The organism is Streptomyces sp. NPDC028305 (assembly GCF_055569495.1).
Map to the genome: position 1 here is coordinate 391,052 of NZ_JBVHTN010000009.1, position 13,483 is coordinate 404,534.

Annotated in this window: 14 protein-coding genes and 1 pseudogene; 5 read left to right on the forward strand and 10 right to left on the reverse strand. The window is 69.5% G+C overall.

Annotated features, from left to right (window positions below):
- Positions 1–24: 24 nt before the first annotated feature.
- The 5 genes from gap to ACZ4WQ_RS36925 all read right to left on the reverse strand — a co-directional run bounded on the left by gap (position 25) and on the right by ACZ4WQ_RS36925 (position 4,583).
- Positions 25–1,023 carry a type I glyceraldehyde-3-phosphate dehydrogenase gene (gap, locus tag ACZ4WQ_RS36905; RefSeq protein ID WP_311724092.1) on the reverse strand — a complete coding sequence of 333 codons (999 nt, stop codon included), beginning with the start codon at positions 1,021–1,023 and terminating at the stop codon, positions 25–27.
- A 105-nt stretch (positions 1,024–1,128) separates the two neighbouring features.
- The gene (locus tag ACZ4WQ_RS36910; RefSeq protein ID WP_398375093.1) at positions 1,129–2,049 is read right to left on the reverse strand and encodes a GlxA family transcriptional regulator; all 921 of its coding nucleotides are present in this window, start codon (positions 2,047–2,049) and stop codon (positions 1,129–1,131) included.
- A 143-nt stretch (positions 2,050–2,192) separates the two neighbouring features.
- Positions 2,193–3,161, reverse strand: coding sequence for a GlxA family transcriptional regulator (locus ACZ4WQ_RS36915; protein ID WP_398375095.1), 969 nt, complete (start codon positions 3,159–3,161; stop codon positions 2,193–2,195).
- Positions 3,162–3,238: 77 nt separating this feature from the next.
- Entirely contained in the window at positions 3,239–3,943 is a 705-nt protein-coding gene (locus ACZ4WQ_RS36920; RefSeq protein WP_398375096.1) for a cytochrome P450, read from the reverse strand.
- A 109-nt stretch (positions 3,944–4,052) separates the two neighbouring features.
- Positions 4,053–4,583 (reverse strand): pyridoxamine 5'-phosphate oxidase family protein, encoded by a 531-nt coding sequence (locus ACZ4WQ_RS36925; RefSeq protein WP_385338187.1) that lies wholly within the window; start codon positions 4,581–4,583, stop codon positions 4,053–4,055.
- Positions 4,584–4,733: 150 nt separating this feature from the next.
- On the opposite strand from ACZ4WQ_RS36925, the pseudogene ACZ4WQ_RS36930 reads away from it, so the two are divergent.
- Positions 4,734–4,856: pseudogene (locus ACZ4WQ_RS36930) on the forward strand (DUF4097 family beta strand repeat-containing protein); the annotation flags it as partial.
- 113 nt (positions 4,857–4,969) lie between these two features.
- Here the strand turns inward: ACZ4WQ_RS36930 and ACZ4WQ_RS36935 are convergent.
- Both ACZ4WQ_RS36935 and ACZ4WQ_RS36940 read right to left on the reverse strand, forming a co-directional pair.
- A complete protein-coding gene (locus tag ACZ4WQ_RS36935) occupies positions 4,970–5,539 on the reverse strand; it encodes a hypothetical protein (RefSeq protein ID WP_385338184.1) in 570 nt (189 codons plus the stop codon).
- A 596-nt stretch (positions 5,540–6,135) separates the two neighbouring features.
- A complete protein-coding gene (locus ACZ4WQ_RS36940; RefSeq protein WP_385338181.1) occupies positions 6,136–7,359 on the reverse strand; it encodes an MFS transporter in 1,224 nt (407 codons plus the stop codon).
- Between the two features lie 72 nt (positions 7,360–7,431).
- Here ACZ4WQ_RS36940 and ACZ4WQ_RS36945 point away from each other — a divergent pair, with 72 nt between their 5' ends.
- Positions 7,432–8,274, forward strand: coding sequence for a LysR family transcriptional regulator (locus ACZ4WQ_RS36945; protein WP_385338178.1), 843 nt, complete (start codon positions 7,432–7,434; stop codon positions 8,272–8,274).
- A 13-nt stretch (positions 8,275–8,287) separates the two neighbouring features.
- Here ACZ4WQ_RS36945 and ACZ4WQ_RS36950 read toward each other — a convergent pair whose 3' ends face one another.
- Positions 8,288–8,509, reverse strand: coding sequence for a hypothetical protein (locus tag ACZ4WQ_RS36950; protein ID WP_398375098.1), 222 nt, complete (start codon positions 8,507–8,509; stop codon positions 8,288–8,290).
- A 237-nt stretch (positions 8,510–8,746) separates the two neighbouring features.
- On the opposite strand from ACZ4WQ_RS36950, the gene ACZ4WQ_RS36955 reads away from it, so the two are divergent.
- A complete protein-coding gene (locus tag ACZ4WQ_RS36955; protein ID WP_398375100.1) occupies positions 8,747–9,865 on the forward strand; it encodes a serine hydrolase domain-containing protein in 1,119 nt (372 codons plus the stop codon).
- A 136-nt stretch (positions 9,866–10,001) separates the two neighbouring features.
- Here ACZ4WQ_RS36955 and ACZ4WQ_RS36960 read toward each other — a convergent pair whose 3' ends face one another.
- Positions 10,002–10,793, reverse strand: coding sequence for an SDR family NAD(P)-dependent oxidoreductase (locus ACZ4WQ_RS36960; RefSeq protein WP_398375102.1), 792 nt, complete (start codon positions 10,791–10,793; stop codon positions 10,002–10,004).
- Between the two features lie 83 nt (positions 10,794–10,876).
- Between ACZ4WQ_RS36960 and ACZ4WQ_RS36965 the strand changes: the two genes are divergently transcribed.
- On the forward strand, positions 10,877–11,722 hold the full coding sequence (locus tag ACZ4WQ_RS36965) for a helix-turn-helix transcriptional regulator (RefSeq protein WP_398375104.1): 846 nt from the start codon (positions 10,877–10,879) through the stop codon (positions 11,720–11,722).
- 123 nt (positions 11,723–11,845) lie between these two features.
- On the opposite strand, the gene ACZ4WQ_RS36970 is transcribed toward ACZ4WQ_RS36965, so the two are convergent.
- A complete protein-coding gene (locus ACZ4WQ_RS36970; protein ID WP_385338443.1) occupies positions 11,846–12,241 on the reverse strand; it encodes a RidA family protein in 396 nt (131 codons plus the stop codon).
- A gap of 138 nt (positions 12,242–12,379) precedes the next feature.
- Between ACZ4WQ_RS36970 and ACZ4WQ_RS36975 the strand changes: the two genes are divergently transcribed.
- Entirely contained in the window at positions 12,380–13,354 is a 975-nt protein-coding gene (locus ACZ4WQ_RS36975; RefSeq protein WP_311724100.1) for a helix-turn-helix transcriptional regulator, read from the forward strand.
- Positions 13,355–13,483 lie beyond the last annotated feature (129 nt).

The window sequence follows — 13,483 nt, forward strand, 5'->3', positions numbered from 1 at the left end:
CGCCCCGGCAGGCTCGGGGCCCGGTCAGCGTGCGGCGAGGAGTTCCAGCGTGTCGATGACGCGGTTGGAGAAGCCCCACTCGTTGTCGTACCAGGCGACCACCTTGACGTGGCGGCCCTCGACGCGGGTGAGGGCCGCGTCGAAGATCGACGAGGCGGGGTTGCCGACGATGTCGGACGAAACGAGCGGGTCGTCGGAGTACTCGAGGACGCCGGCGAGCGGGCCCTGCGCGGCGGCGCGGTACGCGGCCAGCACGTCGTCGCGGGTCACGTCGCGGGCGACGGTGGTGTTGAGTTCGACGATCGAGCCGACCGGCACCGGCACGCGGATCGAGTCGCCCGACAGCTTGCCGTCGAGGTTGGGCAGCACGAGGCCGATGGCCTTGGCGGCGCCCGTCGTGGTCGGCACGATGTTGACGGCGGCGGCGCGGGCGCGGCGGGCGTCGCGGTGCGGGCCGTCCTGGAGGTTCTGCTCCTGCGTGTAGGCGTGCACCGTGGTCATGAAGCCGTGCTCGATGCCGGCGAGCTCGTCGAGCACCGCGGCCAGCGGCGCGAGCGCGTTGGTCGTGCAGGAGGCGTTCGAGACGATCGTGTGCACGGCCGGGTCGTACGTCTCCGTGTTGACCCCGTACGCGAGCGTGACGTCGGCGCCATCCGACGGCGCACTGACCAGCACCTTCTTCGCGCCCGCGTCCAGGTGGGCGCGGGCGGCCTTGGCCGACGTGAAGCGGCCTGTCGCCTCCAGCACGATGTCGACGCCGAGCTCGGCCCACGGCAGCTGCGCCGGCTCGCGCTCGGCGAGCACCTTGATGCGGCGGCCGTCGACGACGAGGGTGTCGCCGTCGACGGTCACCGGACGCCCGAGCCGTCCGGCCGTGGTGTCGTAGGCGAGAAGCCGGGCGAGGGTGGCCGGCTCGGTGAGGTCGTTGACGGCGACGATCTCGAGGTCGCTGTCGCGCTCGAGCAGGGCGCGCAGCACGTTGCGCCCGATGCGGCCGAATCCGTTGATGGCGATGCGAGTCATGAGTGGTGTCCCTTCGGTTCGGCACCAGCCTCGCGTGCGCGATCCGGCCGCGGCTGTGGCGTGAGCGCCATGGTTCGAAAGGATCGCGCCAGGCCGGGCGGCGGGCTACTCTCCCCGGGTGAAGGTCCGCCGGTACTCGCTCGGTGTGGTCCCCAGGATGCGCTGGAAGTGCGTGCGCAAATTCGCGCCGGTGCCGAGGCCGACGTTGTTCGCGATCTGCTCGATGCTGCGCTCCGAACGCTCGAGCAGCTCACGGGCCAGGTCGATGCGGGCGCGCATGACCCACTGCATCGGCGTATACCCGGTGTCCTCGACGAAGCGCCGCGAGAACGTGCGCGGCGAGACCGCCGCGTGCCGGGCGAGGGCCTCGAGGCTGAGGGGTTCGTCGAGCCGGTGCAGGGCCCATTCGCGGGTGGCGGCGAACCGTTCGCCGAGCGGCTCGGGCACGCTGCGCGGCACGTACTGCGCCTGGCCGCCGCTGCGGTAGGGGGCCGCGACCAGGCGCCGGGCCGCGTGGTTCGCCGCGGCCACCCCGAGGTCGCCGCGCAGAATGTGCAGGCACAGGTCGATGCCCGAGGCGGCGCCGGCCGACGTCAGCACGCTGCCCTCGTCGACGAACAGAACGTTCTCGTTGACCCGGATGAGCGGATGCTTCGCCGTGAGCGCCCGCGTGTAGTGCCAGTGCGTCGTGGCGCGCTTGCCGTCGAGCAGGCCCGTGGCGGCGAGCGCGAAGGCGCCCGTCGAGATGGCGGCAAGCCGTGCGCCCCGGTCGTGTGCGGCGATCAGCGCATCGACCACGGCCTGGGGCGGGTCGTCGCGGTCCGGGAACCGATAGCCGGGGACGAAGACAATGTCGGCCCACGCGAGCGCGTCGAGGCCGTGGGCGACGTGGTGCGCCAGGCCGTCGCCGCCGGCCACGAGCCCCGGTGCCGCACCGCACACCCGCACCTCGTACGGCATACTCGCCCGGGTCGTGAACACCTGCGCGGGAATGCCGACGTCGAGCGGTTTCGCACCCTCGAGCACAAGGACGGCGACTCGACGCAGGCGGGAGGACGGTACGGGAAACGGGGGACGAGGGCATGGGCCGGTCCGCTCGTCCTCACCGACAGTGCCGGCCACGGTGGTGTTCCGGGGCACGTGACTCACTTCGCCTGCTCGATCGGACGTCATGTGGGTGGGTGCGGGACGTGGCGGGTGAAAGCGCGCCGGTAAGCGGTCGGAGTGGTGTTGAGCGCGCGCCGGAAATACAGGCGCAGGTTGGCGGCCGAGCCCAGGCCGGAGTCGCGCGCCACCAGGTCGATGGAGCGGTCGGTGGTCTCCAGGAGTTCGCGTGCCAGGCCGAGCCGGGCGCCCACCAGCCATTGCAGCGGCGTCGTGCCCGTCTCCTCGACGAAACGGCGCATGAAGGAGCGCTCGGACATGCCGGCGTGGCGGGCGAGTTGGGTCACGGTGAGCGACTGCCCGAGGCGTTCCAGAGCCCAGGCCCGGGTGTCGGCCAGCGCGGTGTCGCCGGTGACCGCGACGGGTGCGGGTACGTACTGGGCCTGGCCGCCCTCGCGGTGGGGAGCGGCGACTATGCCCCGGGCGATCCGGTTGGCCACGACGGCACCCAGGTCGCGGCGCACGATGTGCAGGCACAGGTCGATGCCGCAGCACACCCCGGCCGAAGTGAGGACGTTGCCCTCGTCCACGTAGAGCACGTCACGATCCACGCGCACGGAGGGGTAGTCCCGTTCGAGTTCGTCCGTGTGCTGCCAGTGTGTGGTGGCGTGCAGCCCGTCGAGCAGGCCGGCCGCGGCCAGCGCGAACGCGCCGGTACAAATGGACACCACCCGCCGGCCCCGGTCGCGGGCCGTGGCCAGCGCGTCGAGCACCGCCGGCGGCAATGGCCCGGGGTGTGACCGGAACCCCGGACCGAACCCCGGCACGATCAGCGTGTCGGCTCCGCTCAGGACGTCCAGTCCGCTGGTGACGGCCAGCGGGAAGCCGCTGGTGGTGGAGGCGGGACTGCTCGGTCCGCACACGGAGACCTCGTAGGGGGTCTCCGTGCGCGGGCCGAAGATCTGCAAAGGGATGGCCAGGTCGAGCGGGGCCATCCCGTCCAGCGCCAGCACAGCCACTCGATGGACGGTCATGGCGGTATTCTAACGAAAGCAGGCACTCCTGCCACGTGTGGGGGAGTGGTCGGCGCAAGGAGGGCCGGCGGCCCGGCTCAGGAGAGCCGGACCGGCAGTTTGTCGAACGCGACCAGGCGGTCGGTGCGGACCTCGAGCGGCTCGCCGGCGAGCTCGACCGAGGAGTACCGCTCGGCGACGAGGCCGAGAATCACGTTCGTCTCGGCCCGCGCCAGCAGCTGCCCGGCACACGCGTGGGTACCGAGCCCAAAGGTCAGGTTGCGGCTCGCGTCCGGCGGACGGTTGTAGTCGAACGCGTCCGGGTTCTCGAACACCGCGGGGTCCCGGTTCGCGGCGCCGATCGGGTACTTGATGCACGATCCTGCGGGGATGTGCACGCCCTGGATCTCGATGTCCTGGTTCGGGAACCGCGTGATGATGAGTTCCACCGGGTTCAGGCGCGCCAGTTCGTTGGTGAACGCGTCCCGGATCTCCGGCCTCTCCCTGAACTGCTTCATCAGGTCCGGTCGCTCGGCGAACAGCTTGAACCCGGCACCGATGAGGTAGGCGGGATTCGGGCCGCCCGACATGTACAGCAGCACCGTGGTCTCCAGGACCTCACGCCACGTGAGCTCGCCGCGCTCGTGTGCCGCCAGCAGCTCATCGACCAGCCCGTTTCCCGGCTCCTCGGCGGTCTGCTTCTCCCGCACGTACCGCTCGGTCTCGGCGAACATGAAGTTCATCCCTGCCAGCGACTTCGCGTGGATGCCCTCGCCCGGTCGGCCCCGGACGATTACGGCCAACCTTCGTCCGCCCTCTCGGTGCCGCGGCCGCTCGTCATCAATGGCGCCCAGCGGCCGCTTCACCGGTCTCTCATCACGTGGCCGGTCGCGGTGCGGGCCGTGCCGTGGATCAGGAGGAAGACGCAGGCGTGAGCCTGGCGATGTCGGGGGCGTAGACGGCCATCCAGTGCGGATGCAGCCGGTAGTAGACCACGTCGTTGTCCCAGTCGAAGAGGTCGTCGCCGTAGAAGTCCTTGAAGTACGCGAGCAGGTCCGGCCAGTCCGCGGCTGGCTCACCGCCCTGGGGGTTGAGGATCTCCACCGTGCCGTGCGTGAACACGCCCAGGTCCTCACCGCGCATGTGCGCGGCGCTGACGGCGGGCCGCGCGGCGAGGTGGCGGGCCTTGGCAGCGCCGCGCGCCGTGCCGAAGTGCCACTTTCCATGCAGGAAGTGTCCGTCCACGCCGCTGATCCGCGGTTCACCCTTCGCTGTCACGGTGGACAGGGCGAGGGTGCACATGCCGGTGAGGACGCGGGTGAGTTGATCCGCGGTCAGTGTGCTCGCGGTGTTGATGATCGAGCGGAGGTGCGAAGTGGAGCGGGAGAGGGAGGCGTCAAGGAGGGCCTGGAGCTCTTTGAGATCTTCTGGCGTTTCGCGCATGGAGGTCCTTGTCTGTCTGTGGGGCCCGGACCGCGTCCACCCTCGGCGCCGACCGGTGAAGCCATGGTCGACCCGAAACCCGACATCCTGTGTCGGTATTCTTTTCATCCGTCGTGTGGATGTCACCGGGTTAACTCGGCTGTCCTCGACATCCCCGCCGACCGGGCCGACACCACGGTCGAGATCCTGTCCGAAGACGCCTCGTAGGACCGCGACGTGAAGGCTGCGGAGCAGACCCGGGTTGCACACGGCGACGGCGTCCTGCGCATCGAGGCGAAGGCGGCCCTCGCCGTGTCCCGTGCACCCTGAAGGCGGCTTGATGGCACGTGATGGAAGGGGGCGTTGGCCGTTTGGCCGGTGCTCGCCTTCGGTTCAGGGGACGCTGACTATGGGGCGAGCCATTCCGCCACGAGCTGCGGGGCCAGTGTTTTCCCCGACATCCCTCCGCCGGAGTGCAACGAGGTGGCGTCGTGTCCGGTGGTCTGGAAGGCGCTGAGGGAGATCACGTCATCAACGTTCAGCTGAACGATCGTGGACACGTCCTGCGACAGTTCGAAGCCGCCGGGGTCCACGGTGTTCTGTGCGTCTCCGGCGATGGCGTTGCCATTGAGGTTGATGAGGAGTTCCCGATTCGCTCCCTCAGTCGGGATCGGGATGAGGTTGGCCCAGAGAATCCTTCCCTTGAGGAGATACCGCCCGGCGGTGTGGACCACCAGGGTCGAGTTCATCGGATCGAACATCATGTCCGTGTCGAAGTCCGCACCGGTGAAATTGATCTTGGTGGGGATGTTGGTCGGGATCGTCTGGCTGGTATCGGCGAAGATGCTCGCGCCGACATTGGCGAAGGTCCCGATTGCCCTGGTCGCCTCCGTGGCGCCGACCGGGCCCCGCTTGCCCTCGTCACCCACGCGGCTCACCGCCCTCGCGTGGTGGCCCACGGCCTGCCCCGCCGCCATGGCCGGACTGACCACCCCGGCCGCCAGAACCAGCGCGAGCGAGGCTCGCGCCCCGCTGGTCGTCCACGCGCGGCGACGGGGCGGCGGTCCCAGCCGGGACGCTGACCTGCACTCAGGGCTCATGTACGTGCTCCTTCCGAGGGGGAGCTTGGCGCGGGAACGGCCGGATTCGCCGTCGGGCACGGCCGGAGCGCGCCGATCATCAATACATCGGATGAACCGGCGCACCTGAATGGAGGAGAAGACAGCTCATCTCGAAGCTGATCGCCTCCCTGGACTTCAAGGGCTGGATGCCGGACAATGCCGGCGTCGACCTGGACGAGGAGGCGAACGAGGTCGAGTGGGCGCGGCTGGCAGGTGTGCTTGGGGCTCGTGGGGGCTACGGTGTTCGGGCAGCGCGTACACGTCACGGAGGCCTCACGCGCCGCCCGCGACCCCTCAAGGCCCCACACGAGGGGGAGAGACGAACTCTTGAACTTAATGCCCCGCGTACCGTCCAGGTGGCGATTCGCGGCCCGCTTCACGGCTGCTGTCGGCATTGCCGCTGCTGCCAAGACCATCCGGCCCCCGGGCCCCGGCAGGAGGCGTTTGGCCGATCACTGCACGTGAGTCGCCTCTGTTCTTCTCACCGACTCGCCACGAGCCGGAGTGGGCGGCCGGGGCGAGGGACGGCGGCGGGACAGCAGGCATCCAGTCAGCGCGGCGGCGAGGCCGGCCAGCCCGGCTGCCGCGAAGCCGCCCGCCGGCACGGAGGCGTCGATCGCCACCCCGACGATCGGGGATCCGAGCGCGAAACCCGCGCTCTGCGCTGAGGATTGCAGACCTGTCGCCTCACCCCGCACGCCGGCTGGCGTCAGCCGGCTCACCGCGTCGGCCACCGCGGAAAGGGTCGGCGCGGTGAAAAGCCCAGTGCCGACAACGGCCACACACAACCAGGGCCAGTCGTGGGCAAGCCCGGCGGGAATCGTCACGAGCCCGAGCAAGCCGAGCAGCAACCACATGGGCAGCGACCGGGACAGCGCGCCGTAGATCAGCCCGCCGACGACAGAGGTCACGCCGAGCACGGCCACGACCACAGCGGCCCAGGACACCTGACCTGCTTCTTCGAGCGTGGCGACGATGGCGAGGTCGACGCCGCTGAGCAGCGTCGTGGTACCGAACGCCATCGCCAGTACGGCAATCATGTCGATGCCCAGCCACTCCCGTCGCGGGGGCCGTCCGGCCGTGCCGGCATCCGCCTCGTCCTCGGCGCGCAGCGGCGGGTTGAGCAAGGCGACCCCGGTTCCGCCGGCCACGATCGCGGCGCCGAGCCCCCACACCACCACACCGGGGGACACCGTCGCGGCGCACAGGATCACGACTGCCGGGCCCACCATGTACGACAGCTCGCCCTGCACCGATTCCAGCGCGAACGCCGCCCGGCGCTGTCCCGCCGTCGTCATCGCGGCGATCGCCTGCCTGGTCACCGACTGGGTCGGCACCATCAGCAGACCCGCCGCAAAAGCGGCACCCAGCAGGGCCTTGTACGGCAGGATCGGCACGCTCAGCCAGCACACGAACTGCACTGCGACAGTGACCAGCAGCACCGTGCGCAGGCCCCGCCGATCGATCATGCGGCCAAGCAGCGGCCCGCCCAGCGCCAGCCCGGTGGTCAGAGCTGCCGCGACACCGCCGGCTGCCGCGTAGCTCATGTTCAGGCCCAGCACGACATACATCGTCAGCGCCATCACGACAGCCGTGATCGCGGTACGGGCGAGGAAGGAAACGCCCAACAGCGATGCCATCCCTGGCATGGCGAGTATCTGTCGGTATCCGGTCACCTGCGTGACGCTAGATCCTCCGTCATGCCATAGGTAGTGGTTCATTTGCTGGAGCCGACATAATGAACGTTTATGGCCAGGGATCTTGAAACCGCATTGCTGCGGTCCTTCGTCACCATCGTGCAGGCGGGCAGCATCAGCCGCGCCGCGACCACGCTTGGACATACCCAGCCCGCGCTCAGCCAGCAAGTGCGCAAGCTGGAGAGGGCCATCGGCCGTCCGCTGCTTCACCGATCACCGTCCGGTGTCTCGCTGACCAGGGCGGGGGAGGAACTCCTGCCGTACGCCGAACGCATTCTCTCGCTCTCCGCACAGGCACTCAGCGAAACCGGGCGCACGCTCAGCGGCCGCTGCGGCGTCGGGTTGCTCGAAGACCTCGCCGCGTCCCAGCTTCCGCAGGCCCTCGCCGACCTCGCCCGGCTGCACCCCAGCGCGACGCTGGAGGTGCTCAGCATGTCCAGCGCCGCGATGCGGGAGGCCTACGACGAGGGCCGCGTCCAACTGGTGCTCAACGAGGTGCCGGCCGTTCCCGGACCGCCGCGCTGGACGGTACGCCGCCCGCTGGTCTGGGCGATCGGCCAGGGTGTGGACGTGGCTGCCGATCCGCTGCCGGTGGTGCTGTTCTCGAACACGTGCTCCTGGCGTACGTCGGTGCTGGAAACGCTGGAACGTGCCGATCGGCCCTGGCGGGTGGCATTCGAAAGCAACAGCCTGGTCGGTGTGCTCGCCGCGATACGGGCCGGACTCGGCGTCGCGGCGCTCCTGCCGACGAACCTCGAACCGGCCATGGTCTGCCACGACGCGGACGCCCTGCCCACCCTGCCGGACATCGAACTCGGTCTCGCACGGCACCCACGATCCGAAGGTGATCCGCTGATCGATGCCGTGGAGACCGCGCTACGCCGCATGATCTGAGTTTCGCGGCTTCTCAGTACCAGTTCCGTGGCGGGACGCCTTCTCGTGCACCTGGCCAGGTGCGGGCCGCGAGGATCTCTGCGAATGCGGCGCGGCGGTCCGCCCCGAGGGGGCGGACCTCGTCGGGCAGGCCCGACGCCCGCAGCGCCTGAAGCACCTCTTCGTTGACCAGCCGGGAACCGGTGCCGCTTGACGCGTAACGCCCCCCGATCACGGCGAGCTTCCGCTGCCGCATCCAGGATCTCCTCGGTCGACCAGCACCTTCGGCCTGCCATCTCGCTCCTTTCGACGGTTCTCAGCCTGACCTATGCGCTTGGCGTTGCACGCACCGCGTGCATAATGAGGGCATGAAGGCATGAGTATGCCGGACAGTCCGGCAGGAGGTGGGCCGGCATGCCACTCGTGCCCTGTTATCCGGGGGTCAGGCGGCCGATGCGTAGCTCACCCCGGGGATTACGAAAGGACGCATGACGTGAAGAACCCACTGGATTCCGCGGCGCTGGACGCGGCCATCGAAATCGTCCACCGCGCCAGGATGCCGGGCCTGTTCGCCGAGGTGCGAGACGGCAACCAGGTCTGGCGCGGCGCCGCCGGGGTCGCCGATGTGGCCACCGGCCGCCCCGTCACCGCCGACATGCGGCACCGCGTCGGCAGCATCACCAAGACCTTCACCGCCGCCGCGGTCCTACAGCAGGTCGAGAGCGGCCACATCGGGCTCGACACACCGATCGGCCGATACCTCCCGAAGCTGGTTCCCGGAGAACGCGGTGACGCGATCACGGTCCGGATGCTGATGAACCACACCAGCGGCCTCGCCGAGTACCTCCCGTACGCCTACCCCTCACTCAAGGCGTACCCCGTCCTCGCGGACACTGGACCCCAGAGCCTGGACGACCACCGGCTCACGCGGTTCGACCCCACTGAACTGATCGAGATGGGGGTCACCGCACCTGCCGTCGGCGCCCCGGGCGGCACTCCGGGGGTGTACTCCAACACCAACTACCTGCTTCTCGTCCAACTGCTGGAACAGGCGACCGGCATCACGGCGGAGCGGTACATCACCCGGAACGTCATCGAGCGCGCCGGACTCCGGGACACCGAACTCCCCGCCGGACCGCACGTCAACGGGCCGCACTCGCAGCTCTATGAGGCCTGGTTCGGCATGATCGACCCGCCGCGCGACTACAGCGTTTACGACATGTCGTGGGTGGGGCCGTCGGCCTCGCTGATATCAACCGTCTCGGACCTCAACCGCTTCTACGGCATGCTGCTGGCCGGGAAGATCGTCAGTCCGTCATCGCTGGCGCAGATGCAGCGCACTGTCCCGGTCGTCTCCCAAGAGGGGAAGACGATCGATTATGGCCTCGGCCTGCACCTAATGGAGGGTCCCGGTCAGGGCACCTTCTGGGGCCATGGCGGCACGGTCTGGGGCGGTGGAGCCCTGGCCATGACCCGTGCCGACGGCACGCGGCAGATGGCAGTCGCGGTGAACATGCAGAGGTGGAACAGGCTCGACTCCTTCGGCAAGCCGCAGCCCCATCCCATCGACGACGCGCTTGCGACTCTGTACCGCGTGGCGATGTACGGCTGACCTTGGATCGTAGGGGGCACCACTGCGCAGGCTGATGGCGGCTACAGCCCGGCTCCGGGCTTTGGCCGAGGCCCTGGGCTGCTGCTGCTGATGAGGTACGGCGTGGTGCCGCCACGGCTTGCCCAGGCTCTCCCTTTCAGGCGCCGGCGCCGCCGTCGACCGGCAGGATCGCGCCGGTCACGTAAGAGGCCCGGTCGCTGAGCAGCCACGCGGTCGCCTCGGCGATCTGCCGGGGCTCGGCCATCTGGCCGAGCGGGATCGTCGCGGTCATCTGCTTGACGATGCCGGGAGTCGCTGCCTCCCACTCGTCGATCATCTCCGTGGCGGTGCCGCCGGGGGTGATGCCGTTCACTCGGATACTGTCACCGGCCCAGGTCACGGCGGCGGTCTCGGTGAGGCTGTTGAGCGCGCGCTTCATGGCGGCGTACGCGGGCAGGGCGGGGTTCGCGCGGCGGCTGCCGATGCTGGAGGTGTTGACGATCGCCCCGCCGCCGTTGCGGCGCATGATTGCGGCCTCGGCGGTCATGGCGGTCCAGTGCGCGCGGAAGTTGACGGCGAACTGCGTGTTGATGTCCTGGTCGCTGGTGGTGTCGAGTGGGCCGGGTTGCTGGATCACCGCGCCGTTGTTGAGGGCGCCGTCGAGCCGTCCGTGCAGTTCCTCGACGCGGTCGATGGCGGCGCGGATGCTTGAGGGGTCGCCGAGGTCCAGGGTGACGGCGTCGGCGACACCGCCGTCGGCGCGGATCTCCTTCACGATGCGGTCGAGGGCGTCGGTGCTGCGGGCGGCGAGCACGACACCGGCGCACTCGGAGGCGAAGAGCCGGGCCGCGGCGGCCCCGATGCCGCGGCTGGCGCCGGTGATGAACAGGACCTTGCCGGTGAGCAGGCCGATGGGTGCGCTGTCGATGTTGTTCGTGTTGTTCGTCATGGCAACAGCGTCCGGCCCGCTGCCGGCCCGATACAGGCACAAGCGGTACCAGGATCCGCCGCCGCGCCGCGCACACTGGGCGTATGGACAAGCAGGAACTCGGGGTGTTCCTCCGCAGCCGCCGCGAGCGGCTCCGGCCGCAGGACGCCGGCCTTCCCTCCGGCCCGCGACGCCGGACACCGGGTCTTCGCCGCGAGGAAGTGGCGGTCCTCGCGCACATCTCCACGGAGTACTACATCCGGCTCGAGCAGGGCAGGGCGCCACGCCCCTCGGGCGATGTCCTGGCCGCGATCGCAGGCGCGCTGCGGCTCACCGACGCCGAGACCGACCACCTCCACGTCCTCGCGGGCACCGCGCCGACCCGTGCCCGGCTGCACCGGCGCGACGTCCGCCCGAGCATCCTCGCACTCCTCGAGCGGCTGCCGCAGACGGTCGGCTTCGTGATGTCCGCAGCGTTCGAGGTCCTCGCCTGGAACGACCTCGCGGCCGCCCTCATGGAGGACTTCGCCCCACTCGCCCCCGAGGACCGCAACCTCGCGCGCCGGGCCTTCCCCGGGCCACAGCGCGCCGACGTGACGCTCTACGGGATCGCCGCCGAGTTCCGGCTGAACGTCGTGATGCAGCTCCGCGCCACCCTCGCCCGCTGCCCCACCGATCCCGCGGTGACCGGCCTCATCGACGAACTCCACAACGCCGGCCCCGACTTCCACCGGCTCTGGGAACGGCACGACGTACAGGCCGCGCCGATGCTCACGAAGACCTTCCGTCCCCCGGCCGTCGGCGAGATCACCCTCGACTGCGACACACTCGCACTCACGGACCGCGACCAGCACCTCGTGCTCTACAGCGCGCCGCCAGAATCCCCCGACGCCGAGGCCCTGGCCCTGCTGAACGTCCTGGGAGCCGAGGCCAGTGATTACCCGCGGTAGCGTCGCAGCCCCCAACGATCGCTCCGTCTCCGATCGTCACCATTCTGAGCACCGGAAATCACCCACCTGCCTGCTGCTCGTGCCGGTTCAACCGGCACGAGCAGCGGAGGTGGCGAGGTCGCATCACGCGACGGCGGTCCCCTCGAGCTCGACCATCAGTGTGGGGATCGCCAGCCGTGTCACCCCGAGCATCGTGGTGGTCGGCGCCACCCTGGCAGCGCCCAACCGCGACGCCAGCACGCCGTAGTGCTGGAAAAGCAGATCGACGTCGGTGGTGTAGACGTTGAGCCGGACGAGGTTCGTGAGGGACATGCCGGCCTCGCCGAGCACGGCCTCCAGGTTGTCGAGGCTCAGCGCCAATTGGGCCGCCATGTCACCGTCGTGCTGGGGCTTGCCGTCGCTGCTCATCGCGGTCTGCCCGGAGCAGTACAGGGTGCGGGTGTGCCCGGAGACGATCTCACCCTGGTTGAATCCCATCTCCATCGACCACGTCACCGGGTTGACTGCCGTTCGTTCCAATGCCACATCGGCTCCATTCGATTCATTAGGCGTACGTACGTCCATCGGCTCGGTAGCCGGCCAATCGCTGACGTCGTGTTGAAAGCCTCTCAACGAACCACGACATCCTGTGTCGTGTATTCCGGTAGAATTTTTCGTATGCGCGCCGACCGATTGGTCTCACTGGTGCTGCTGCTGCGCCAGCGCGGTCGACTGTCCGCGGCCACGCTGGCCCGCGAGCTGGACGTGTCCACCCGGACCGTGCTGCGTGACATCGAGGCGTTGTCCGCAGCCGGCGTCCCGGTCTACGCCGAACGCGGTCGGCACGGCGGTTTCGCATTGCTGCCCGGTTTCCAGACAGAGCTCACCGGACTGAACCACGACGAGGCGCTCGCCCTGCTGGTCGCCGGATCACGGCGTGGCGCGCAGGTGTTCGGCCTCGGCTCGGCGCTCGCTTCGGCCATGCTCAAGGTGGTTGACGCGCTGCCCGAAGGCCATCGGGACACCGCGGCCGGCGCGGCGCAGCGATTGCTCATCGACCCGGAGACCGACCTCCTCTCGCGCCGCGTGGTCGCTGAGGAGGTGCCCGACACCGTAGTGGCCGAGGTCCGGCGCGCGGTGTTCGCCGGACACAAGCTGCGCATCCACTACGCGGCTGTGGACCAGGCCCCGAAGTGGCGCACCGTGGACCCGATCGGCCTGGTCACCGTACGCGGCCAGGGCTACTTGCTGGCCACGAGGTCTGGCGCGGACCGCACCTACCGGCTGGCCCGGGTGTTGGCCGCCAAGGAACTCGACGAACCCGCACAGCGACCAGACCGGGTCGATCTGGACCGGGCCTGGCAGGAACGCAGCACACGGTTCCGGACCGGCGGCGACCAAGTCGCGGTGCTGGTACGGGTGAACCCGGCGCGGCGCGAGGACCTGGTGGGCACAGCGCTGGCCGTCATCGCCGAAGAAACCGACCCTGACGGCTGGTTGCGGCTGGAGGTGACCTTCCAGGATTCACGACACGCCGAATGGGCGCTGTGGCAGCTCGCCACGAACGCGGAAGCCCTGGCCCCGCAGTGGTTGCGCTCCTCCTTGCGCGACCGCGCCGCCGCGATTGCCACCTGCTACGGAGTGTCATCCTGAGAGTTGTTGCCTTCTGCGTGCCGCAGCCGACGCGATTCGGACCGCTCCGCACTGGTAGGTGTCAAGCGCGCCGAACGACGCCTGCGCAACGCGTGGCGTTGCGTTGCAGCAGACGGTCATAGTCCATTC